General features: G+C 65.1%; 22 protein-coding genes and 1 pseudogene. 12 read left to right on the forward strand and 11 right to left on the reverse strand.

All coding sequences use genetic code 11. From position 1 onward, the window contains the following. The first annotated feature begins 342 nt into the window (after positions 1-342). From BX604_RS23740 to BX604_RS23750, 3 genes and pseudogenes are all read left to right on the forward strand, one after another. Positions 343-942 carry an imm11 family protein gene (locus BX604_RS23740; RefSeq protein ID WP_244108995.1) on the forward strand — a complete coding sequence of 200 codons (600 nt, stop codon included), beginning with the start codon at positions 343-345 and terminating at the stop codon, positions 940-942. A 40-nt stretch (positions 943-982) separates the two neighbouring features. Beyond that, positions 983-1,263 (forward strand): annotated as a pseudogene (locus BX604_RS40010) (RHS domain-containing protein); the annotation flags it as partial. A gap of 51 nt (positions 1,264-1,314) precedes the next feature. After that, positions 1,315-1,839, forward strand: coding sequence for an SMI1/KNR4 family protein (locus tag BX604_RS23750; protein WP_098553293.1), 525 nt, complete (start codon positions 1,315-1,317; stop codon positions 1,837-1,839). Between the two features lie 153 nt (positions 1,840-1,992). Here the strand turns inward: BX604_RS23750 and BX604_RS39085 are convergent, their stop codons facing one another. Then, the gene (locus BX604_RS39085) at positions 1,993-2,415 is read right to left on the reverse strand and encodes a hypothetical protein (protein WP_179894864.1); all 423 of its coding nucleotides are present in this window, start codon (positions 2,413-2,415) and stop codon (positions 1,993-1,995) included. A 118-nt stretch (positions 2,416-2,533) separates the two neighbouring features. Between BX604_RS39085 and BX604_RS23755 the strand changes: the two genes are divergently transcribed. Beyond that, a complete protein-coding gene (locus BX604_RS23755; RefSeq protein WP_143748092.1) occupies positions 2,534-3,109 on the forward strand; it encodes a hypothetical protein in 576 nt (191 codons plus the stop codon). Between the two features lie 122 nt (positions 3,110-3,231). Here the strand turns inward: BX604_RS23755 and BX604_RS23760 are convergent, their stop codons facing one another. From BX604_RS23760 to BX604_RS23775, 4 genes are all read right to left on the reverse strand, one after another. Continuing rightward, a complete protein-coding gene (locus BX604_RS23760; protein WP_098553295.1) occupies positions 3,232-4,620 on the reverse strand; it encodes an MFS transporter in 1,389 nt (462 codons plus the stop codon). A gap of 102 nt (positions 4,621-4,722) precedes the next feature. Continuing rightward, positions 4,723-5,901 carry a CaiB/BaiF CoA transferase family protein gene (locus tag BX604_RS23765; RefSeq protein ID WP_098553296.1) on the reverse strand — a complete coding sequence of 393 codons (1,179 nt, stop codon included), beginning with the start codon at positions 5,899-5,901 and terminating at the stop codon, positions 4,723-4,725. A gap of 14 nt (positions 5,902-5,915) precedes the next feature. After that, positions 5,916-7,073: an acyl-CoA dehydrogenase family protein gene (locus BX604_RS23770; RefSeq protein ID WP_098553297.1), complete on the reverse strand. Its 1,158-nt coding sequence runs from the start codon at positions 7,071-7,073 to the stop codon at positions 5,916-5,918. 30 nt (positions 7,074-7,103) lie between these two features. Then, on the reverse strand, positions 7,104-7,949 hold the full coding sequence (locus BX604_RS23775; RefSeq protein ID WP_098553298.1) for an FAS1-like dehydratase domain-containing protein: 846 nt from the start codon (positions 7,947-7,949) through the stop codon (positions 7,104-7,106). A 140-nt stretch (positions 7,950-8,089) separates the two neighbouring features. On the opposite strand from BX604_RS23775, the gene BX604_RS23780 reads away from it, so the two are divergent. Next, positions 8,090-9,040: a LysR substrate-binding domain-containing protein gene (locus BX604_RS23780; RefSeq protein WP_098553299.1), complete on the forward strand. Its 951-nt coding sequence runs from the start codon at positions 8,090-8,092 to the stop codon at positions 9,038-9,040. An 18-nt stretch (positions 9,041-9,058) separates the two neighbouring features. Here the strand turns inward: BX604_RS23780 and BX604_RS23785 are convergent, their stop codons facing one another. After that, complete coding sequence (locus BX604_RS23785) at positions 9,059-9,991, reverse strand: LysR family transcriptional regulator (RefSeq protein WP_098553300.1); 933 nt, start codon at positions 9,989-9,991, stop codon at positions 9,059-9,061. A 96-nt stretch (positions 9,992-10,087) separates the two neighbouring features. Between BX604_RS23785 and BX604_RS23790 the strand changes: the two genes are divergently transcribed. The 4 genes from BX604_RS23790 to BX604_RS23805 all read left to right on the forward strand — a co-directional run bounded on the left by BX604_RS23790 (position 10,088) and on the right by BX604_RS23805 (position 14,237). Next, positions 10,088-10,624 (forward strand): thiamine pyrophosphate-binding protein, encoded by a 537-nt coding sequence (locus BX604_RS23790; RefSeq protein WP_098553301.1) that lies wholly within the window; start codon positions 10,088-10,090, stop codon positions 10,622-10,624. Next, entirely contained in the window at positions 10,624-11,217 is a 594-nt protein-coding gene (locus BX604_RS23795) for a thiamine pyrophosphate-dependent enzyme (protein ID WP_098553302.1), read from the forward strand. Before BX604_RS23790 ends, BX604_RS23795 begins: the two co-directional genes overlap by 1 nt. Before the next feature lie 129 nt (positions 11,218-11,346). Beyond that, positions 11,347-12,825 (forward strand): aldehyde dehydrogenase, encoded by a 1,479-nt coding sequence (locus tag BX604_RS23800; RefSeq protein WP_098553303.1) that lies wholly within the window; start codon positions 11,347-11,349, stop codon positions 12,823-12,825. A gap of 107 nt (positions 12,826-12,932) precedes the next feature. Continuing rightward, positions 12,933-14,237 (forward strand): MFS family transporter, encoded by a 1,305-nt coding sequence (locus tag BX604_RS23805; protein WP_098553304.1) that lies wholly within the window; start codon positions 12,933-12,935, stop codon positions 14,235-14,237. 47 nt (positions 14,238-14,284) lie between these two features. Here BX604_RS23805 and BX604_RS23810 read toward each other — a convergent pair whose 3' ends face one another. Together BX604_RS23810 and BX604_RS23815 are read right to left on the reverse strand one after the other, a co-directional pair. Further along, positions 14,285-15,019 carry an ABC transporter substrate-binding protein gene (locus tag BX604_RS23810; protein WP_098553305.1) on the reverse strand — a complete coding sequence of 245 codons (735 nt, stop codon included), beginning with the start codon at positions 15,017-15,019 and terminating at the stop codon, positions 14,285-14,287. A gap of 23 nt (positions 15,020-15,042) precedes the next feature. Then, entirely contained in the window at positions 15,043-15,336 is a 294-nt protein-coding gene (locus BX604_RS23815; protein ID WP_098554011.1) for an antibiotic biosynthesis monooxygenase family protein, read from the reverse strand. Positions 15,337-15,577: 241 nt separating this feature from the next. Here BX604_RS23815 and BX604_RS23820 point away from each other — a divergent pair, with 241 nt between their 5' ends. Next, positions 15,578-15,865, forward strand: a complete 288-nt coding sequence (locus BX604_RS23820) for a hypothetical protein (protein ID WP_179894865.1) — start codon at positions 15,578-15,580, stop codon at positions 15,863-15,865. Positions 15,866-15,934: 69 nt separating this feature from the next. Continuing rightward, complete coding sequence (locus BX604_RS23825; RefSeq protein ID WP_098553306.1) at positions 15,935-16,372, forward strand: tetratricopeptide repeat protein; 438 nt, start codon at positions 15,935-15,937, stop codon at positions 16,370-16,372. Between the two features lie 73 nt (positions 16,373-16,445). On the opposite strand, the gene BX604_RS23830 is transcribed toward BX604_RS23825, so the two are convergent. From BX604_RS23830 to BX604_RS23840, 3 genes are all read right to left on the reverse strand, one after another. Continuing rightward, entirely contained in the window at positions 16,446-17,894 is a 1,449-nt protein-coding gene (locus BX604_RS23830; RefSeq protein WP_098553307.1) for an aldehyde dehydrogenase family protein, read from the reverse strand. A 3-nt stretch (positions 17,895-17,897) separates the two neighbouring features. Then, the gene (locus BX604_RS23835) at positions 17,898-19,001 is read right to left on the reverse strand and encodes a tartrate dehydrogenase (protein WP_098553308.1); all 1,104 of its coding nucleotides are present in this window, start codon (positions 18,999-19,001) and stop codon (positions 17,898-17,900) included. A 293-nt stretch (positions 19,002-19,294) separates the two neighbouring features. Next, complete coding sequence (locus tag BX604_RS23840) at positions 19,295-20,215, reverse strand: LysR family transcriptional regulator (protein WP_098554012.1); 921 nt, start codon at positions 20,213-20,215, stop codon at positions 19,295-19,297. Between the two features lie 387 nt (positions 20,216-20,602). On the opposite strand from BX604_RS23840, the gene BX604_RS23845 reads away from it, so the two are divergent. Further along, positions 20,603-21,931 (forward strand): MFS transporter, encoded by a 1,329-nt coding sequence (locus tag BX604_RS23845; protein ID WP_098553309.1) that lies wholly within the window; start codon positions 20,603-20,605, stop codon positions 21,929-21,931. Positions 21,932-21,969 lie beyond the last annotated feature (38 nt).

A 21,969-nucleotide genomic window follows, 5' to 3' on the forward strand; every position in this document is an offset into this window, starting at 1 on the left:
GCCACCGACGAGGCAGATGAGCGGGCAATACGCGGCGTGAGGCAAGGTTGAACCGAGCGGGCGGCAACTGACTGTGGCGCGTACGGATCAGGCACTGCGACATGCAAGACAGTATGCTGATGAAGGCGCGGGCCTTCATACAATACCTTCCGGTTCTACGATCCTGATGTTGGTCAATCCATGGGGTTGGTGCTCGGTCAAGTTGAGCAATAATATAGAGAAATCGGGTATGAGCCGTTCCGCCAGTTCCTGCAAAAGGCTGATCTGGGTGGCGAGCAAGCTGTTCTTGACCAATTGCAAGCGATAAGAGAGGCACTGCAGAATGCATCCGGAGATACGCCTTTGAAGACTGTCATTTCTGGATTGCGAGGCGATATGGATAATATTTATGGCATGAGGCAGGATGAAGCTTTTCAGCCGCTCGTTCAAGTCGATGGTGATGGTGAAATAGAAATGGCATATGACAAGAGCGTAGCTATACGAGCAACCGCTCTGTGCGGACGAGAGTTTGGTCAAGACTATGACCCTGTTAAGCTTGTGTGGAGCGCTTCGCGCAGAAAAAAGACTAGCGACGTCCATACGATGCTATCTCCGTTTCTCGTGTTTAGTGGGAAGGCATTTGATGCATTGGCGCCGCTACTTCATGATAGTGGGGAGATATTACAGGTCGAGGCCCCGATAAAAAGCATGCTCGGATTTCATGTGACCCGAGTGGTAGAGGGTGCTGTCGATATGGAAGCATCGAAATTCAAAATCTATCCTCGGGCGACGGTTTTTAATAAGATATATCTTCTGGGAAGCCGTATCGAGGGGGTTGATATATTTCGCCTAAAAGAAAGTCCTGCGACTGTATTTGTTTCCGAGCGTTTTAGAGCGCTGGTGGAGCGAAACAAGTTAAAAGGGTTCGATTTTGGGGAGGTTATTTCTCAATCTCATAAGTAGTATTCCGATCACGCTCGGTGACTGGTCAGAATATGGCGATCCGTACTCGCCACCAGCCCGCGTCGATGCGGTGATCGCGGAGGCGCTGGCGGCGGCCGCGATTGATACGGCGAAGCGAGCGTCGCGGATATCCCACTTCCATACGGATCTGGCGGGCGCACCGCTGGAAGTGACTGACGAGGCTGGAGATCTAACGTGGGCAGGGCAATATACGGGGTGGGGCAGGTCGAGCCGAACAGGTGAGAACTGACTGCGGCACGCACGGATCAGCCGCTCCGCTATGCGGGACAATATGCCGACGAAAGTACGGGCCTTCACTATAGATGGGGTGTCTCTAAGTTGAAGAATCAACCGTCACGTTAAGGAGGCAAAGTGCCAGTTTTGTACGGAACAAAACCTGCGCAGCGGCTCCTCGCTAAATTTGAGGCGGAACTCGGATTCAACCTTTCGGCAGATTACGTGGATTTCTTGAGAAGGTGGGGCGGCATATTTATTGATGGCGCCGACTATCTTGATCTTGATTTTAATGGCGTTGATAATGGAGTGATTTCATTTGCATCGCTTTTTTGGGTCGGATCTAATAACGGGAATTTCGATTTGATCGAACAAAATGAATGTGTCAGAGATGAGATGGATTTCCTGAACGATTTTCTTGTGATTGGAGATGATCCGGGGGGCAATTACTACGCACTGGCGCGGTTCGATAACGTGCACAAAGTTCTGTATTGGGATAGAGCGCATCTGCATGTGGATGACACCGCGAAGCCTAGTATCGCAGAGGTAGCCGAATGTGGCAACCTCTACTATGTAGCCGATGGCTTCTCGGGATTTCTGGATATGATCGTCGCTGGAACAAAGCACATGCAGTTTATCGCGGTCGACGACTGGCCTGGCTAAAATCCGGATGTCACTGTTTCTTGGATCTGACGTTATGAGAGAGCCGTGGACCTCGGTTCCGCAGTTGTCATGCTCGACTATGTAGTTTTACTAAAGATTGATCTTGGCGTATCGTACCGCTGATTCGAACTTTCACGGATTGATTTGGCTGGGTCATGGTTTGAACAGGATGTATGAGAGCATCAAGCGGAGCAGCAACGTTGTCGGTCGATCAGCTGAAACGAATGCGCCAGGCGCTTCGCCCATATGGATTGAAGCTTCTGGAAACAGAATGGAAAGGTTGGCACGCGCAATATCGATTTCGATGTCATTTGTTCTCGAACAGAGGTTAGGATCGCGTAAGCCGGCCGGGCCGCTCGCCGCAGGCTGAAAGATATGTTGAACAGAAATACACCGGTTATGGCGATCAACAGGCACGAAAAGCGCGAAGCAGGCCCGTCGTCGGCGCGACGATACCCCCGTGACAGCAAAAGCGGGAGACGCCGCTGGTGCGTACAAACGGCGCTGGCGCTCACCCTGACGCTCGTTGCAAATCATACGTTTGCCGCGAGCGATACGAACGACCAGGACCAGCAAGCCGCATTACTTGCCCTGATGGGAAAAACCCCGGCTCCCGCTGACAGCATCAAAAGTTCCGCACTGGCGCAATGGACGCACGGGCCGTCGAATTCGGGCCCGTTATGGGTCGGCCGCATTGGTACAACGCCCGAATGAAGACGTCGAAGCGGCGCTATGGACCGGCATCCTGACCCGCGACGCTCACGGCTTTCACCTGCTTGCCAGCGACCGAAGCGAGCGCGTCGATACGTCACCGATGCTATGGAATGCCTCGCTGACTATGGATCTTGTCCCTTACCGGATCAGCGATCAGGAAACCGCGTTCGGCGTGCGCTTCGACAATAACTACACGTCAACCGCACATAGCGATACGACCGAGATGCTGAGCCTGTACCGCTATGCGGACGCTCGCGTGACGCCTGTCTTCACCGCGCTGACCGATTGGTCGACCTATGACAAGGACGGCGCCAGGGATTGCACCGAGAAGAAGGTGGGGAAGGGCAAGGACCCGAGCGATGCGCAGCAGGATGCGTGCGATGCAGACAACACGACGGCGGTTCACTACGCAGTGTCGTTCAGTCCGCGCAAGACGAACGGCCACTACGACCTCCTCGTGCGCCCCAAGGGCAACGCTGCGTTGGGCAAGTCCGCGCGCTTTACGTGGCGTGACGGAACTTATCAGCCGCGTCGATTCACGGGCGACTGGCACTGAAACCGGTGCAACGTCATGAACGCCCGCAGCACGTTCTCGGGCAACCGGCATCCGACCGCGAACATCGAACAGTGAAAGTTCATCGCGGCCGGTAAGCCGGCATACCGATACATCGTCGTCAATCAGCTTTGCGTAACCCCCGGGCTACCCACCGCCATCTCCGCGTCACTCGTCCCCGGCGCAACTTCCTCCAGCGCCTGCCGCCCCGTTTCAACCCGCAGCAACCCGATCGCGACACACAGCACGCCGAGCGTCGCGCTGACCATCGCGATCACGCCCGATACCCCGAACGCCTGATAAAGCGCCAAGGCCAGCGCAGGCGTTCCGATCGACGACATCCGCCCGGCCATCCCCGCCACGCCAGTGCCACGCAACCGCACCTCGGTCGGAAACAGCTCCGGAATGTAGCCGAACAACCCGAGCGTCGTGATCGTATAGATCGCGCTGACGAGGCAGAACCCGACCAGAATGATCGCCGTCGTATCGCGCAACGACACATACAGCCACCCGAGCGCGATACTGAGAATCGACGCAATCACAATTCCCCTCGCGCGCCCGACCCGGTCCGCGATCAGATACCCGATCAACCCGCCGACCGGCGACCCGATCGACATCAGGAACACGAACCCGAGCGACCTGACGACCGACAGCCCCTGCGTCACGAAAAACGTCGGCAGCCACGCGATAAAGCCGTAAAGCCCCACGTTGACGCCGATCGCGGTCAACGCGGCAACCGCCGTCCGTGCCCGCATCCCCTTCGAAAACAGTACCCCGAGCGGCACCTTCCCGACATGCAGATCGACGATGCGCCGCACCGGCGGCAGCGTCCCGACCTGCCGGCTGACTTCCTGCTCGATCGCGGCAAGCGTCGCTTCGGCTTCATCGAGCCGCCCGACCGATTCGAGCCAGCGCGGCGACTCCGGCATCCGCTTGCGCATGAACCAGACCACCAGCGCGCCGACACCCGCCAGCGCAAACATGTAGCGCCAGCCGAGGTAAGGAATGATCCAGTACCCGGCTGCCAGCGCGGCAAAGAGTCCGCTATTGGTGATGATCGCCAGCAACGACACCCACTTGCCGCGCGTCTCGGGCGGCACGAATTCGGCCAGCGTCCCGGCGGCGACCACGAGTTCCGCGCCGAGGCCAACGCCCATGACGAACCGCAACACGATCAACCACTCGATATCGGGCGCAAAGCACGCAGCGATCGACGCGAGCCCGAACACCGCGAGATTGAGCTGATACGAATACCGCCGCCCGAGCCGGTCGCCGACGTAACCGGCGACGAACGCCCCGATCATCATCCCGACGAACGTCGACGACACGAACATCGCGCCATGCCGCAGATCGGTGAACCCGTCCTTGACCATCGCGGCGACCGAGCCGTTGGCGAGATAGATGTCGAACGCATCGAGGAATGCGCCGCCGGCGATCAGTCCGAGTATCTTCCAGTGAAACCTTGAAATGGGCAGCCGGTCGAGCCGGCCGGCGGCATTGACGGTGTTCGCCATGTTGTCTCCAGTTGTGTGGCGCCCTCGCGTCCGTCAACCGGACGCGGAGCAGCTTCGATAGTGGGATGAGGGGAGCGCTGCGATCAGCGCGCAAAAGCCCGGTCAGACGGCGCCGGATGCGTGCAACGTGCGAATCTGTTCGTCGGCGTAGCCGAGCTCGTGCAGCACGGCATCGGTGTGCTGGCCGAGCGCCGGCACCGGATCCATGCGCGGTTCGTCGGCCGACGTGATGCCCGGCGGCAGCAGGGCAGGGATCTCGCCGGCAGGCGTGTCGACCTGCGTCCAGCGATGCCGCGCGGCGAGCTGCTCATGCGTCCAGACGCCATGCATGTCGTTCATCCGCGCATTGGCGATGCCGGCTTGCTCGAGCCGGTCGATCACGTCGGCAGCGGTCAGCGTCGAGAACGCGCGCAGGATGAGGGTCATGAGCGCGTCGCGATTCGCGACACGACGGCTGTTCGAGCCGAAACGCTCGTCCGCTGCCAGCTCCGGCATGCGGATCACGGTGTCGCAGAAATGCTTCCATTCGCGCTCGTTCTGCAGCCCGAGCATCACGGTGTTACCGTCGCCGGCCTTGAACGGGCCATACGGAAAGATCGTCGCGTGCGACGCGCCGGCCTGCCGCGGCGGCGTCTGGCCGTCGATCGCGTAGTAGAGCGGGTAGCTCATCCACTCGACCATGCTTTCGAGCATCGACACGTCGATATGCCGCCCGCGTCCGGTGCGTCCGCGCTCGATCAGCGCGGCGAGAATGTTGGTGTACCCGTACATGCCGGCCGCGATATCGGCGATCGAGCAGCCGGCCTTGGCGGGTTGTCCTTCCGAACCGGTAATGCTGAGGAATCCGGATTCACTCTGGATCAGCAGGTCGTATGCCTTCTTGTCGCGAAACGGCCCGTCGAGGCCATAGCCGGAGATGTCGCAGACGATCAGCCGCGGGTAGCGCTCGCGCAGCGTGTCGTAGTCGAGGCCGAGGCGCTGCGTCGCGCCGGGTGCGAGGTTCTGCACGAACACGTCGGCATCGGCGAGCAGCTTGTGCACGATCTCGAGCGCGGCGGCCTGCTTGACGTCGAGCGTGATGCTTTCCTTCGAGCGGTTGGTCCACACGAAGTGCGACGCGAGCCCCGACACGCGTTCGTCGTAGCCGCGCGCAAAATCGCCGACGCCCGGCCGCTCGACCTTGATCACGCGCGCGCCGAGATCCGCGAGCTGGCGCGTGCAGAACGGCGCGGCGATCGCATGCTCGAACGTGACGACCTTGATTCCTTCCAGTGGGCGCATGCTCGTCACTCCCGTCAGAACGAACGCGGCAGGCCGAGGATGTGCTCGGCGACATACGACAGGATCAGGTTCGTCGAGATCGGCGCGACCTGGTACAGGCGCGTTTCGCGGAACTTGCGCTCGACGTCGTATTCGCATGCGAAGCCGAAGCCGCCGTGGAACTGCAGGCACGCATTCGCGGCTTCCCACGACGCATCGGCGGCGAGCAGCTTCGCCATGTTCGCCTGCGCACCGCACGGCTCGTGCGCGTCGAACCGGCGCGCGGCCTCGAAGCGCATCAGGCTCGCGGCCTCGACGTTGATGAACGCGCGCGCGATCGGAAACTGCACGCCCTGGTTCTGGCCGATCGGGCGGCCGAACACGACGCGATCCTTCACGTACTGCGACACCTTGTCGACGAACCAGTAGCCGTCGCCGATGCATTCGGCGGCGATCAGCGTACGCTCGGCGTTCAGCCCGTCGAGGATGTACTTGAAGCCCTGGCCTTCTTCACCGATCAGGTTTTCCGCGGGAATTTCGAGGTTGTCGAAGAACAGCTCGTTGGTCTCGTGGTTGACCATGTTCGGGATCGGGCGAACGGTCATCCCGTGGCCGATCGCGTGATGCAGGTCGACGATGAAGATCGACATCCCTTCGGACTTCTTCTTCACGTCCGACAGCGGCGTCGTGCGCGCGAGCAGGATCATCAGGTCGGAGTGCTGCACGCGCGAGATCCACACCTTCTGGCCGTTGATCACGTAGCGGTCGCCCTTGCGGACGGCGGTGGTCTTGATCTTCGTCGTATCGGTGCCGGTGGTCGGCTCGGTCACGCCCATCGACTGCAGGCGCAGCTCGCCGCTCGCGATCTTCGGCAGATAGCGCTGCTTCTGTTCGGCCGAACCGTGACGCAGCAGCGTGCCCATGTTGTACATCTGGCCGTGACACGCGCCGGAGTTGCCGCCCGCGCGGTTGATTTCCTCCATGATCACCGACGCTTCGGTGAGGCCGAGGCCCGAGCCGCCGTATTCCTGCGGAATCAGCGCGGCGAGCCAGCCGGCTTGGGTCAGCGCGTCGACGAACGCTTCGGGATAGCCGCGCGCTTCGTCGATCTTGCGGAAATACTCCGCGGAAAACTGGCCGCACAGGTCGCGAACGGCTTCGCGAATGTCTTGATACGCGTCGGTAGGATTCATCTTTCGTGTCGGGGAAATCGTCGGAATGGGTCAGGCGAGGGTGGCGCGGGCGGTCATGGTCAGCCAGCCGTCGTGGTCCTTCGCCCAGAGATCGAGGGTCTTGCCGTCGTCGGCGAGGCGGCCGCACACGCTGAACGCGTTGCCGAGGAAGGTCGGCCGCACGGCGCGATACGCGTATTCGGCGACCGTCGCGCCAGGCAGCGAGCGCGTCACGAGATCGAGCAGCAGCGTCGAGATCAGCGGGCCGTGCACGACGAGATCCGGATAGCCTTCGACGTCGCGCACGTAGGTGCGGTCGTAGTGGATGCGATGGCCGTTGAAGGTCAGCGCGGAATAGCGGAACAGCAGCACTTCGTCCGGCGCGATGTCGCGCTGCCATTGCGCGTCGCCGGGCGCGGCCTTCGGCGCGGGTTCGGCGGCGCCGGGCGCGGGCGCGCCGCGATAGACGATGTCGTGTTCCTCGCGGATCGCGACTTCACCGGCGGATTCGATCACGTGCTCGACGGTGACGAAGCCGAGCGTACCTGTGCGTCCTTCCTTGCGTTCGATCGACAGCACGCTCGACGTGCGCGTCGCGTGCTCGCCGATGAGCAGCGGGCGCTCGAACGTGAGCCGTCCGCCGGCCCACATGCGCCGCGGCAGCCCGAGATCGGGCAGGAAACCGCCCTTGCGCGGATGGCCGTCGGGGCCGAGTTCGGACTGCTGCGCAATCGACCAGAAATACAGCCAGTGCCACGCGGGAAGCAGCGCGTCGCCGGCGGCGGGAACGATCGGATGATCGAGCGCGGCGGCGAATGCCACCGCACGTTCGGCACTGATCAGGTCGGTCTGGACCTGTTTGGCATCGTCGCTGGCATGCGACCCGGTTGCATTCATTGTCACCTCCATCGCCGGTCGGGACGGCTGATTCGATTTCGATTGAAGTGACTTTAGGTGATGCGCGAACGCAGCGGAAATACCGTTTGAATGTACCGGTCATAGGGGTATCCTATGACTTTCGCGTCGACCGACCCGCCATGGATATCCGCCAGCTCCGTTATTTCGTCAGCATCGTTGAATACGGGAGCCTCGGGAAAGCGGCCGAAAAACTGTTCGTCGCGCAGCCGTCGCTGAGCCAGCAGATCGCGAAGCTCGAAGACGACATCGGCGTCACGCTGCTGGTGCGCAGCCCGCAGGGCGTGAAGCCGACGGCCGCCGGGCAGGCGCTCTACCGGCATGCGCGGCTCGTGCTCCGGCAGATGGAGCAACTGCGCCAGGAAGTGCGCGAAGGCGCGGGCAGCGAGTCGGGCACGGTCGCGGTGGGCTTTCCGACGACGATGACGTCGATCCTCGCGGTGCCGCTGTTCGAACGCGTGCGGGCACGCTATCCGGGCATCCGCCTGCAGTACATCGAAAGCATGAGCGGTTTCATCAGCGAGCTGCTGGCGAACGGGCGGCTCGACCTCGCGATCCTGTTCCGCGAATCGAACACGACGGGCGTGACCGCGATGCCGCTGTTCGACGAAGTGCTGCATCTGCTCGGCGAGCCGGGCGGCACGGTGTCGTCGCGCGGCCGGACCTGCAGCCTCGCGTCGCTCGCCGGCGTACCGCTCGTCGCGCCGGGTGTGCAGAACGGGCTGCGCCTGCTGCTCGAGCGCACGTTCGCGCGCGAGGAGGTGCCGCTGAACATCATCGCGGATGTCGATTCGCTGCCGACGCTGATCTCGCTCGCGCAGTCGGGCCATGCCTGCACGATCCTGCCTGCGTCCGCGCTGGCGCTGCGCGAGCCGTCGAACCGGCCGAAAATGCGCCGGATCGTCGAACCCGAGATTCGCCGGCCCGCCAGCCTGTGCTGGTCGAATACGTCACCCGTCAATTCCGCGACGCTCGCCGTGCGGCAGACGATCGTCGAGCTGATCGGCGAACTGTCCGCGAACGGCACGTGGACCGGCATCACGCTGCGCGCGAACGATGCCGCGCCGTCGTGACGCCGCACGCTCGTGCGCTCAGTCCGCGAGCCAGTGCGCGGACGGCCAGTCGCCGCGTTCGACCGCGGCGCGCATCTCGTCGACGAGCAGCGCGGTGACCGCCCGCACGGCCGCCGCGATCCGGCGCGTATTCGGCAACGCGAGCACGATCGTGCGCTGAAGCTCCGGGTCGGACAGCGGCGCCGCGCGCAGTGCGTGGCGCGCGATGTCGTCGATCACCGCGATGCTCGGCAACACCGTGAAGCCATGCCCGCGCGCGACGAGACTTTTCTGCACGCTCATCGCATTCGTTTCGGCGACGACGTCGAGCGTCGTGCCGGCCCCGGGCCGCGCCTGCTCCAGCATGTTGCGGATGCCGTGCGGCGCGCTCGGCAGGATCATCGGCCACGCGGCGATGTCCGCGAGCGCGAGCGGCCGGTCGGGCGACAGGTCGGACGAACTCGGGCCGACCACGCACAGGCTCTCGCCGAGCAACGGCTGCACCTGGATGGCGGGCGTGGCTTTCGGGTTGTACAGCAGCGTCGCGTCGATCTCCGCGGATTCGAGCCAGTCGCGCAAATGGCCGGCATAGCCGACCGAGATCCGCAGGCTCACGCCCGGATGCCGAGCCTTCACGGCGCTCAGCAGCGGGCCGGCCAGCAGGTCCGCCGTGCTGGGCAGCAGGCCGATCGTCACGATCCCGGAAATGCGCGCGTCCGACGGCTGGATTTCGGCCCGCGCGCGGTCGAGCTCGAGCAGTGCGCGGCGCGCGTGCTCGGCGAGGATCTCGCCGGATTCCGTCAGTTCCATTCCGTACCGGCCGCGCTCGAACAGCGCCGTCCCGACGTCTTCCTCGAGCAGCTTCAGCTGGCGTGACACGGCCGGCTGAACGATGTGCAGCACGTCGGCCGCCCGTGTGACGCTACCCGTTTCCGCGACCGCCAGCAGCGCGCGCAATTGCTTGATGTCCATGCCGAATCGTGATCCACGTATCAGGAAACTCTATTTCTGAATGAGAGTAATCGCATTTTATGATTCCTGAAACCCTTTCATGAAGGAGCGCAAGCGATGAGTACAGCAACGGGACACGAGCCGGCGTGGCAGGCGTCCATCTTTTCCGTCCTGAAGGCCGGCGGCGTGACGCAAGTCGCGTACGTGCCGGACGCCGGACATACGCAGGTGATCCGCAGCGCGATCGCGGACGACACGATCGACGCGATCGCGCTGACCACCGAGGAGGAAGGCGTCGCGCTCACGAGCGGCGCGTGGCTCGGCGGCCAGCGCGCGGTGCTGCTGATGCAGAGCAGCGGCGTCGGCAACTGCGTGAACATGTTCTCGCTGCTGCGCAGCGGCAATTTCCCGTTCTTCACGCTGGTCACGATGCGCGGCGAATACGCGGAATTCAATCCGTGGCAGGGCCCGATGGGCAAGACGACGCAGGCCGCGCTCGAACTGATGGGCATCACGGTGATGCGCGCGGATCGCCCGGAAGACGTCGAGGAAATCGTCAGCGCGGGATTCGACGCCGCATTCGAAGCCGGCGAACAGGTCGCCGTGCTGTTGTCGCAGAGCCTGATCGGCCGCAAGAAGTGGGAGAGAAAGTAATGAGCGTGCAGAACGACAAGACCATCGAGCGCCGCGCGTTCGTCCGCAACCTGCTGGCCGGCACGCCGGACGCGCTCGTCGTCAGCGGCCTCGGCTCGGCATCGTACGACGTGTTCGCGGCCGGCGACCGCGCCGGCAATTTCTATCTGTGGGGCGCGATGGGCGGCGCGGCGGCGCTCGGTCTCGGCCTCGCGCTCGCGCAGCCGGACAAGCCGGTCGTCGTCGTGACGGGCGACGGCGAGCAGCTGATGGGCATCGGCGTGCTCGGGACGATCGGCGCGAAGCAGCCGAAGAACCTGACGATCGTCGTGCTCGACAATGGCCACTACGGCGAAACCGGCATGCAGCAGAGCCATTCGAGTCTCGGCACCGATCTCGTCGCGGTTGCGAAGGGGTTCGGTCTCGCCGATGCGTTCGCGGTGCGCGACGAGCGCGACTACGCGCAGATCGTCGAGCGCGCGAATGCGCGCAGCGGGCCGGTGTTCGCGCAGGTCCACATCCGCGCGGACGAGCCGCCGCGCGCGCTGCCGCCGCGCGACGGCGTGTACGTGAAGAACCGCTTCCGCGCGGCGCTCGGCTACGCGCCGTTCTGAGCGAGATCCACGCGCCGTCGTCCGACGCACGTGGGTCGGAGGGCGGCGAACTCCGCGCCGGGACCGCTGCCGGATGCCTGCATCCGGCGTCGGCCCCGGGCGACTCACCCCCGATTTCAGCGAGCCGGCATGCAACGCTACTTTCACTTTATCGACGGCGAACGGCGCGAGCCCGACGGCCGTCAATGGTTCAACACCGAGAATCCGTTTACCGGCCAGCCGTGGGCCGAACTCGCGCGCGGCAACGAAGCCGATGCCGATCTCGCGGTGCGCGCCGCGCATCGTGCGTTCACCGGCGGCGCATGGCGCGAGCTGTCCGCGACCGCGCGCGGGCAACTGCTGTGCCGGCTCGCGGACCGCATTGCCGAGCAGGCCGAACGCCTCGCCGCGATCGAGGTGCGCGACAACGGCAAGCTGTATGCGGAGATGCGCGGCCAGCTCGCGTATCTGCCGCAGTGGTATCGCTACTACGGCGGCCTCGCGGACAAGATCCAGGGCGACGTGATCCCGCTCGACAAGCCCGGCTACTTCAACTTCACGCGACGCGAGCCGCTCGGCGTGGTCGCGATCATCACGCCGTGGAATTCGCCGCTGATGCTGCTCGCGTGGAAGCTCGCGCCCGCACTTGCCGCCGGCTGCACGGCGGTGATCAAGCCGTCGGAGTTCACGTCGGCGTCGACGCTCGAATTCGTCGAGTTGCTGGAGGAGGTCGGCTTTCCGCGCGGTGTCGTAAACGTCGTGACCGGGTTCGGCAACGAAGTCGGCAGCGCGCTGGTCGCGCATCCGCTGGTGCGCAAGGTGACGTTCACCGGCGCGGATGCCACGGGGCGCCGCATCAACGAGCAGGCGGCGCGCGACTTCAAGCACGTGAGCCTCGAACTCGGCGGCAAGTCGCCGAACATCGTGTTCGCCGATGCGGACCTCGACGATGCGGTCAACGGCGCGGTGTCGGGCATCTTCGCGGCGACCGGCCAGACCTGCATCGCCGGCTCGCGGCTGCTCGTGCAGTCGAAGGTCCACGACGAGGTCGTCGAGCGCGTGGTGGCGCTGGCGCGTACCGCGCGCATGGGCGACCCGATGGACGCGGGCACGCAGGTCGGCCCGGTCACGACGCGCGCGCAGTACGACAAGGTGCTGCACTACATCGACGTCGCCCGCGACGAAGGCGCGCAGCTCGCACTCGGCGGCCGCGCGGCGACGCGCGCCGAATGCGGCGACGGCTGGTTCGTCGAGCCGACCATCTTCACCGGCGTGCGCAACGACATGCGCATCGCGCAGGAGGAGGTGTTCGGCCCGGTGCTGTCCGTGATCCGCTTCGATACGGAAGAAGAGGCCGTCGCGCTCGCCAACGACGTGCGCTTCGGGCTCGGCGCCGGCGTGTGGACGCGCGATATCGGCCGGGCGTTCCGGATGTCGGAGCGCATCGAGTCGGGCACCGTATGGGTCAACACGTATCGCGCGGTGAGCTTCATGTCGCCGTTCGGCGGCTACAAGGATTCGGGGCTCGGGCGCGAGAACGGCATCGCCGCGATCGACGAATACCTGCAGACGAAAAGCGTGTGGATCAACACGGGCGCGCCGACGGGCAATCCGTTCGTGATGCGTTGACCGAGCGGCGAGCGCGACCGCCAAGGGTCGCGTTCGCCCTGCCAGCAAAGGAGATCCCGGCGATACGGCGTCAGACCGGCAGCGGGACTTCATGGAAGGAGACAGCAATGAAAGCCAACACCGTGCCGTCCGATGTGACGGCCACGTCTGCCGACACGCGCCGCCGCATTCGTGCGATCGTCGGTGCATCGTCCGGCAACCTGGTCGAGTGGTTCGACTTCTTCGTATATTCGTTTTGCTCGCTGTATTTCGCGCATGCGTTCTTCCCGTCCGGTGACCGGACCACGCAGTTGCTCAACGCGGCCGGCGTGTTCGCGGCCGGCTTCCTGATGCGCCCGATCGGCGGCTGGCTGTTCGGCCGCATCGCGGACCGGCATGGCCGCAAGCAGTCGATGGTGCTGTCGGTGCTGATGATGTGCGGCGGATCGCTCGCGATCGCGGTGTTGCCGACCCATGCGCAGATCGGTGCCGCCGCGCCGGCGCTGCTGGTCGTTGCGCGCTGTCTTCAGGGGCTGTCGGTGGGGGGCGAATACGGCACGAGCGCGACCTACATGAGCGAGATCGCCCAACCGGGCCGACGCGGCTTCTTCTCGTCGTTCCAGTATGTGACGGTGATTGGCGGGCAGGTTGCCGCGCTTGCGGTGGTGGTCGTGCTGCAGCAATGGCTGACCCACGACCAGCTGATCGCATGGGGCTGGCGCATTCCGTTCGCGCTGGGCGCGGTGGGTGCCGTCGTGTCGGTGTTCCTGCGCCGCGCGCTCGACGAAACGACGACGGCCCGCACGCGCGGCCGCGACGATGCGGGTTCGTTGAAGGGGCTCGGCACGCATCGCCGTGCGCTGTGGACCGTGATCGGCTTTACGGCCGGCGGGTCGCTGATCTTCTATACGTTCACCGCGTACATGCAGAAGTACCTGGTGAATACGGTCGGCATGCACGCGAAGACCGCCAGTGCGCTGATGACGGGCGCGCTCGTCGTGTTCATGCTGATGCAGCCGACGTTCGGCGCGTTGTCCGACCGGATCGGCCGGCGCCGCTCGCTGATGCTGTTCGGCGTGTTCGCCACGTTCGGCACGGTGCCGTTCTTCACGCTGCTGAAAACGTCGCACGATCCGCTGGTGGCGTTCCTGCTGATCGTCGGCGCGCTGGCGGCCGTCAGTTTCTATACGTCGATCAGCGGCATCGCGAAGGCCGAACTGTTTCCGCCCGAAGTGCGCGCGCTCGGCGTCGGCCTGCCGTATGCGATCGCGAACGCGGTATTCGGCGGGTCGGCGGAATACGTGGCGCTGTCGCTGAAATCGGCCGGCATCGAGTCGACGTTCTTCTGGTATGTGGCCGCGCTCGGCGCGGTGGTGTTCGTGGTGTCGTTCGCGATGCCGGACCCGGGGAAGGGCGGTTACCTGCGCGATTGAGTGCGCGCCGGCGTGCCGGCGTGCTGTCGGGCAGGGTGATGCGTTGGTCAGCGCAGCGGCGCGACCGACGCACCCGTGATGCGATGCCGACGCAGCGCATCCGTGACGAAGCCCGACGCCTTCATCTCCTCGACGAACGCGCCGAGGAAAGCGGCGGCCGCTTCGCCGCGGCTCTTCGGTACGCCCATCGCCTGGCGGATCACCATGAAACGCTCGTCGAGCAGGCGCAGGCCCGGGGCTTTCGCCGCGTCGGCTTCGAGCTGCTGCTTCACGCCCGCCGCGACTTCGAGCTGCTGTTCGACGAAGGTCGGCACGACGGCCGGTGACGTCGGCGCGCGCACGATCTGCGCGGCCTTCAGTTCGCGCGTGAGGAACAGGTCGTACGCGCTGCCTTTGCCGACCGCCACGCGGTTGTGCGGCTGATCGACGTCGGCGTTGCCGCGGATCGGCGAATCGTCGCGCACGAGGTAGAAGCCTTCGATCAGCACGTACGGCTCGGTGAACGCCACCGTTTCGCCGCGCAACGGATCGACCGCGAAGAAGCCGAAGTCGGCGCGCTCCTCGGTCAGCGCCTGCACCGATTTGCCGGCGGCGTCGAACACCACGAGTTCCAGGTTGGCCGACAGGCGCTCGGCGAACGCACGCGCGAGGTCGATCGACACGCCGAACGGCTCGCCCGTCGCCGGGTCGCGGTTCGCGAGGATCGGGTTGCCGAGATTGATCGACGCGCGCAGTTTGCCGGTCGGGGTGAATGCGGCGAGGACGGAAGGGTCGACGGTCATGAGGATCCTGTGGCGATTGCCGGTTATTTCACCGCGACTTCCGTATGCACGACTTGCGGCGGGCTCTTGAAGAACGGCCCGGCCAGTTGCCGCCACGCCTGGAAGTCGTCCGACTCCCGGAAATGCACCATGTGATCGTCGACGGTGTCCCACTTGACGACGAGCAGATACCCGCCGCTGCGCTCGATCACGCGGTGCAGCTCGGCGCCGCCGCAGCCGCGCGCACGGGCGAACAACGGGAGTGCCTGGCGAACCGCGGCTTCGAACGGCTCGGCCTGCGACGGATCGATTTCGAGCGATGCCATTTCCAGAATCATGAATGCTCCTGCGAGTTGAGAGTTGAATGCTGCGAACGGATCGTGATGCGATGCGTGCCGGAACTGGCGCATCCGTCAACGATACCGGAAGTCGGCCTCGCGGTGGCCGGAGGCCGTTCGCGCGACGCCGGTCAGGAAGCGCGTCGGAATCGTCCGGAAGATCGCGCGTGCGGAGCTGAACGCGATCCTGCGACGGATGGTGCAGGAGGGCTGGATCGAAAGACGGCCCGGGCATGGCTGGATGCTCCAGTCCGTGCTGACGTCCGCGCAGACGTATCGGCAGGGCTACCGGTATCGGCTGCCGATCGAGGCGGCGGGGATACTCGAGCCGACCTTCCGCGTCGATCGCGACGCATTGATGCGCCGTCTCGACCGGTTGCGTCGGCTGATGGCGAACCGCAAGGCCGTCGATCGCGCTCAGGCGGCGCGCCGTTGTCGCGAACACCTGACGCTGATCAATCTGCTGGCGGCGGCTGACTTCATGAAGCTGCACTTGCACAATGCGGTGCGGGAGAAGACGAGCGATTGACGGGCGCGGTCAGGGCGCGGTACGGTTCGATCGCCAAGCGGCATTCATTTTCGGAGAAAGGGGTTCGACATGGCAGAACTGGACGACGTGCTTTACGAACGCATCGGCACGCTGAGCGAGGCGGGCGATGACTTGACGGAAGCCGGCGACTTCGCCGGCGCGCTGGCGAAATACCGGGAAGCATTCGACCTGCTGCCCGAGCCGAAGACCAACTGGGAAGCCGGAACCTGGTTGATGGCCGCCATCGGCGACACGCATTTCCTGCAGGCCGATTACGCGACCGGGCGTGACACGCTCAAGCACGCGATGCATTTCCCCGATGCGGTCGGCAATCCGTTTCTGCACCTGCGGCTCGGTCAGTGTCAGTTCGAACTCGATGAGCTCGACCGCGCCGCGGACGAATTGATGCGCGCGTACATGGGCGGCGGGCCGGAGCTGTTCGAGGACGAGGACGACAAGTACCTGCGATTCCTGGCGACGCGGGCGGAAGGGATCGAGGCGCCCTGACACGGCGCCGCCGGTCGTTGCCGGCGTTGCGGTCAGCGCGCCTCGTCGCGTATCGGGTCGCGTCCCGCCGCCGTCACTCGTGCCGGATCGCGATGGTTTTCAGCGCGGTAAACCCCAGCAACGCTTCAAACCCTTTCTCGCGTCCATACCCGCTGGCCTTCACGCCGCCGAACGGCAGTTCCACGCCGCCGCCGGCCCCATAGTTGTTGATGAACACCTGCCCGGCCTGCAGCTTGCGCGCGAGCCGCAGCCCGCGTGCGCCGTCCCGGGTCCAGACGCCCGCGACGAGGCCATACTGCGTGCCGTTCGCGAGCGCGACCGCGTCGGCCTCGTCGTCGAACGGCATGACGGCGAGCACCGGGCCGAACACTTCTTCCTGCGCGAGTTCGCTCTCGGGCGGAACGTCGCGGAACAGCACCGCTTCCTGGTAATAACCGGCGCGCGACGCGCCGGCCGCGATCGTGCCGCGGGCCGCCACGCGAATGCCGTCGGCTTCCGCGCGCGCGACGATGGCCCGCACCCGCGCCTGCTGCTTCGCGTTGACGAGCGGCCCCATCTCCAGATTCATCGACGGCGGCCCTGACCGCAGCAACGCAAATCGCTCACCCAGACGATCCAGCACGTGCTCGTAGATGCTGCGCTGAACGAGCAGGCGGCTACCCGCCGAACAGGTCTGGCCGGCGTTCTGCACGATCGCGTTGACGATCACGGGCAGCGCCTGTTCGAGGTCGGCGTCGTCGAACAGCAGTTGCGGCGACTTGCCGCCCAGTTCGAGCACCGCCGGGCAGTGCCGCTCGGCGGCCGCGCGCCCGACCATCGCCCCCGTTCCGGTCGACCCGGTAAACGAGATGTGACGAATGCCCGCATTGGCCGACAGTGCCGCACCGGCTTCGGCGCCCAGTCCCGTGACGACGTTGACGGTGCCGGCCGGAAACCCGATGTCGGCCGCGATCTCGGCCAGCCGCAGGATCGACAGGCTCGCGTCCTCCGCCGGTTTGACCACGCACGCGTTGCCGGCGGCGAGCGACGCGCCGACACTGCGCCCGTAGATCTGCATCGGGTAATTCCACGGAATGATGTGCCCCGTCACGCCGATCGGCTCGCGCACCGTCAGGACGGTGAACCCGGCGGTGTACGGCAGGGTGTCGCCATGCAGCTTGTCCACGCATCCCGCGTAGTACTGGAGGTAGCGGGCGAGCACGGCGGCATCGGTGCGCGCGGTATTCAACGCCTTGCCGGTGTCGCGCGCCTCGAGCTGCGCGAGTTCGTCGGCGTGCTTCAGGACGGCCGCGGCGTACGCGAACAGCAGATTGCTGCGATCGACCGGCGACAGCCTGGCCCACGGACCGTCGAGGGTCTCGCCCATCGCGCGCTGCGCGGCGGAAACGGCCCGCTGGATGTCCGTTGCGTCGCCGCGCGCAATCGTCGCGAACGGTTCGCCGGTGCTGGGATCGATGACTTCAAGATGCGCGCCCGAACCGGGCAGGACGCGGGCGTTGTCGATGTAGTGGCCGAATTGCATGTGTCATTCCTCGATCGATGCGGGATTGGCGATGGTGTCGGCTATCGCCGCGCCGAGTTCCACGGTGGTCGCCGTGCCGCCCATGTCGGGCGTACGCGGGCCGGCAACGAGGACGGACTCGATAGCGGTGACGATTTCGGCGGCCGCCGCTTCGTAGCGCGCGTCGCCCTGGCCGAGATGCTGCAGCAGCAACGCGGCCGACCAGATCTGGCCGATCGGATTGGCGATGCCGCGGCCGGCGATGTCCGGCGCCGAGCCGTGCACCGGTTCGAACAGCGACGGAAACCGGCGCTCCGGATTCAGGTTGGCCGACGGTGCGATGCCGATCGTGCCGGTGCAGGCGGGCCCGAGGTCGGAGAGGATGTCGCCGAACAGGTTCGACGCGACGACGACGTCGAAGCGATCCGGATTCTGGACGAAGTGCGCGCAGAGAATGTCGATGTGATATTTGCGCGCTTCGATGTCGGGGAAGCGCGCCGACATCTCGGCGAGGCGCTCGTCCCAGAACGGCATGGTGATCGAGATGCCGTTGGATTTCGTCGCGGCCGTCAGCTGTTTGCGCGGGCGCGAGCGCGCGAGTTCGAACGCGAACTTCAGCACCCGGTCGACGCCGACGCGCGAGAACACCGACTCCTGCACGGCGATCTCGCGCTCGGTGCCGGCGAACATCCGGCCGCCCACCGACGAATACTCGCCTTCGGTGTTCTCGCGCACGACGATGAAGTCGATGTCGCCGGGCTGGCGTCCGGCGAGCGGGGCGGGCACGCCCGGCATCAGGCGCACCGGGCGCAGGTTCACGTACTGATCGAACGCGCGGCGGATCTTGATCAGCGATTCCCACACGGCGACGTGGTCCTGCACGATGTCCGGCGCGCCGACCGCACCGAAGAAGATCGCATCGTGGCCGCCGATCTGGCGCGCCCAGTCAGCCGGCATCATCGTGCCGTGGCGAACGTAGTGCTCGGTGCACCAGTCGCCGAATTCGTCGAATGCCAGCGGAATGTCGAAGCGGCCGGCGGCGGCGCGCAATACGCGCATGCCTTCGGGCATCACCTCCTTGCCGATGCCGTCGCCGGCGATGACCGCGATGCGATGTGGGTTCTTCATGTTGCGGGAAACCTCCAGGATGAAGATGGCGTGCCGCAGGGAAGGGGCATGCAGGAGGCGGGCGCGAGTCGGGCAGCGCGCACGGCGCAAGGCGTCGTACGCGACGTCACCCCCGATCGCATCGAATGGCGCCGGCGTGTCTCCTGCGTCTCTTCCGCTGCGGTAACGGGCGGACGACTGAATCCGTCAGTCGAATCTACCGTGTCGCCGACGCGCGAAGGAAGTGCGGATTCGTAAACGGGACCTTCGAGAATCTGCAAGGCGCAGGCGAACCCGTGCGCGTGGCGGCGGTATCAGTCGTTCGACGGCCCGGCGTCGCCCGCGGCGAGCGACGCCGGCGCGAACGACGCCAGGAACTCGAACAGCTTGCGGGTGGGCTGCGGCACGGCCCCGGTGCGGATGCCGACCGACATGATCCGGTTGGCCCACGGCGCGTTGAGGCGGATGAAGCGCAGGTGCATGGGTTCGCGAAACAGCGCGACGGCGCGCTCCGGCAGGATGCCGATGCCCTGGCCCGCGGCGATCAGCCGGCACATCGCTTCGAAGCTCTGCACTTGCACGCGAAAGCGCACCGATTTCCCGAGCAGCGCGGCTTCGCTGACGATCGAACGCGTGAGCTCCGAGCGGTCGTCCAGTGCGACCAGATCGTGCTCGAGCAAGGCGTTGAAGTCGATCGAATCGCCGGCGAGGCCGTAGTCCTCGGGGACGACCACGCTCGCCCGGTCCATGCAGTACGGCGCGAGATGGATCCCTTCGGTCGCGGTCCGGGACGTGACGATCCCCACGTCGGCCCGGCCTTCGCGCAGCGCCTGCAGGATGTCGGAACTTCTCAGCTCGCTGATCTGCAGCTTGATGTCGCGGTAGCGCTGCGAGAACGCGCGCAACTGATCGGGCAGATCCTGGCTGATCGCCGAGATGTTCGCAAAGACGCGGACCCGGCCGATGGAGCCTTTCGTATAGTCGGACAGCTCGCTGTAGATCGCGTCCGTGCGCAGCAACAGGTCGGTCGCATGGCGCAGCAGCGCTTCGCCGGCGGGCGTGAGTTCGACGCCGGCCACCGTGCGGTTCAGGAGCACCACGCGAAAGTGATGCTCGAGCAGCGAGATACGGCGGCTGGCGGTGGACAGTGACATGTGGGACTGCTGCGCGGCGCGCGAAAGGCTGCCCAGCTCGGATGCACGAACGAACAGGGCGAGTGACGTGAGATCGAACAAGCGCGGATTCTCCATTGAAGCTTGCGGAAGTATGTCATTGCTCGACGCCCGCCATCGCGCCGGGCGCTTTGGGGCTAACCCTGAGCGGCAGCCGATGCTGCGCCGCACACCGCGACGCACCCGGCAGGTCGCGGCACAACGCAGAGGGCGGGATCGGCCGCTAGAATTCAGGGTCTCGCTTCTTGTGCATCGCACCGTGCCGCGACCGATGGCGCGTGCATTCGAGATATTCGAAGTGCCGCTTGAAGGATTTCGCATATCGGCCGGATTCGGCAGCCGGTAGATTCGAACGGTCCCCACTCGCACATACCTGTTCGACAGCGCGCGCTGCGATCCAGACGCGCGGCGCGGGTGAGCGGGGCCATCCATGAACCTTCGGAGACAAACGTGGAAATCGACGCGACCTGCAGCCCGGGCGGCATCGCAACACCGGCATCGACGCACAACCCGGCGCACGAGGACCGGCTGTTTCGTCGGCTTGCGCTGCATATCCTGCCGATCCTGATGTTCGCGTACGTCACTTCGTATATCGACCGCGTCAACGTCAGCTTCGCCAAGCTGCAGATGAGCCAGCACCTGGGCTTCTCCGACGCGGTGTTCGGCTTCGGCGCCGGGATCTTCTTTCTCGGCTACGTGATCTTCGAGGTGCCCAGCAACATGCTGCTGGTGCGGGTCGGGCCGCGGCGCTGGATCACGCGGATCGTCGTGTCGTGGGGCATCGTGTCGGGGCTGACGGCCTTCGTGTCCACGCCGATGCAGTTCTACGTGATGCGTTTCCTGCTCGGTGTCGCCGAGGCCGGTTTCATTCCGGCCATCGTGCTCTACATGACCCACGCGTTCCCGCGTCACCGGCGCGCGCGGATTCTCTCGCTGTTTTATGCCGCCCTTGCGCTCGCGGGGTTGATCGGCTCGCCGTTGACCGGCTTCATCCTCCAGTATTTCGACGGCGCAATGCAGATCCCGGGCTGGAAGTGGATCTTCATCGTCGAGTCGCTACCGGCCTTCGTGGCGGCCCTCTACGTGTGGAAAGGGCTCGACGACGACGTCACGCGCAGCGAGCGCTTTTCGCAGGCGGACCGCGCGATCCTGACGCGCGTGCTGGCGGAGGATCGCGAGATCACCGCGGCGGCGAGTCACCAGGGCCTCTTCTCGAGCTGGCTCGTCTGGGCGTTCTGCGTGATCTACTTTCTCGATGTGTTCGCCATTTACGGCTACACGTTCTGGGCGCCGACGATGATCAAGCAGATGGGCATCGGCAGCGACTTCGTGATCGGCCTGCTCGCGGCGCTGCCCAACGCGGTGGCCGTCGTCGTGATGGTGCTGTTCGGGCGCAGCGCGGACCGGCGCGGCGGCCGGCGCCTGCACGTCGCCGCACTCCTCCTGATGGGCGCGGCCGGGCTGGGGCTGTCGGTGATCTGGCGCGACCAGCTGTGGCTCGGCATGTTCGCACTCTGCATTGCGAACGCCGGCCTCATCTCGTTTCCGCCGCTGTTCTGGAGCATGCCGACCGCGGCGCTCGGCACCGCATCGGTGTCGATGGGCATCGCGGTGATCAGTTCGTTCGGCAACCTGGGCGGTTTCTTCGGGCCTTATGCTGTCGGTTATCTGAAGCAGGTGTCGGGCGGCCTGACCGCGCCGCTGTTCCTGATGGTCGGCTGCCTGTTGCTCGGCCTGGTTCTCACGATGCTCTTGCCGGCACGCCTGATCGATCGATAACGGCGACCCATTTCGCCGCGGCGTCGGTGCCGCGGCAC

Origin of the sequence: Burkholderia sp. JKS000303 (genome assembly GCF_002563755.1) — a bacterium.
Taxonomy (GTDB): domain Bacteria; phylum Pseudomonadota; class Gammaproteobacteria; order Burkholderiales; family Burkholderiaceae; genus Burkholderia; species Burkholderia anthina_B.

Excerpts from the sequence above, each read along its gene's own strand:
- BX604_RS23760 (WP_098553295.1), bottom strand. The coding sequence starts at position 4,620 with ATGGCGAACACCGTCAATGCCGCCGGCCGGCTCGACCGGCTGCCCATT.
- BX604_RS23765 (WP_098553296.1), bottom strand. The coding sequence starts at position 5,901 with ATGCGCCCACTGGAAGGAATCAAGGTCGTCACGTTCGAGCATGCGATC.
- BX604_RS23770 (WP_098553297.1), bottom strand. The coding sequence starts at position 7,073 with ATGAATCCTACCGACGCGTATCAAGACATTCGCGAAGCCGTTCGCGAC.
- BX604_RS23775 (WP_098553298.1), bottom strand. The coding sequence starts at position 7,949 with ATGAATGCAACCGGGTCGCATGCCAGCGACGATGCCAAACAGGTCCAG.
- BX604_RS23780 (WP_098553299.1), top strand. The coding sequence starts at position 8,090 with ATGGATATCCGCCAGCTCCGTTATTTCGTCAGCATCGTTGAATACGGG.
- BX604_RS23785 (WP_098553300.1), bottom strand. The coding sequence starts at position 9,991 with ATGGACATCAAGCAATTGCGCGCGCTGCTGGCGGTCGCGGAAACGGGT.
- BX604_RS23790 (WP_098553301.1), top strand. The coding sequence starts at position 10,088 with ATGAGTACAGCAACGGGACACGAGCCGGCGTGGCAGGCGTCCATCTTT.
- BX604_RS23795 (WP_098553302.1), top strand. The coding sequence starts at position 10,624 with ATGAGCGTGCAGAACGACAAGACCATCGAGCGCCGCGCGTTCGTCCGC.
- BX604_RS23800 (WP_098553303.1), top strand. The coding sequence starts at position 11,347 with ATGCAACGCTACTTTCACTTTATCGACGGCGAACGGCGCGAGCCCGAC.
- BX604_RS23805 (WP_098553304.1), top strand. The coding sequence starts at position 12,933 with ATGAAAGCCAACACCGTGCCGTCCGATGTGACGGCCACGTCTGCCGAC.
- BX604_RS23810 (WP_098553305.1), bottom strand. The coding sequence starts at position 15,019 with ATGACCGTCGACCCTTCCGTCCTCGCCGCATTCACCCCGACCGGCAAA.
- BX604_RS23815 (WP_098554011.1), bottom strand. The coding sequence starts at position 15,336 with ATGATTCTGGAAATGGCATCGCTCGAAATCGATCCGTCGCAGGCCGAG.
- BX604_RS23820 (WP_179894865.1), top strand. The coding sequence starts at position 15,578 with ATGCTCCAGTCCGTGCTGACGTCCGCGCAGACGTATCGGCAGGGCTAC.
- BX604_RS23825 (WP_098553306.1), top strand. The coding sequence starts at position 15,935 with ATGGCAGAACTGGACGACGTGCTTTACGAACGCATCGGCACGCTGAGC.
- BX604_RS23830 (WP_098553307.1), bottom strand. The coding sequence starts at position 17,894 with ATGCAATTCGGCCACTACATCGACAACGCCCGCGTCCTGCCCGGTTCG.
- BX604_RS23835 (WP_098553308.1), bottom strand. The coding sequence starts at position 19,001 with ATGAAGAACCCACATCGCATCGCGGTCATCGCCGGCGACGGCATCGGC.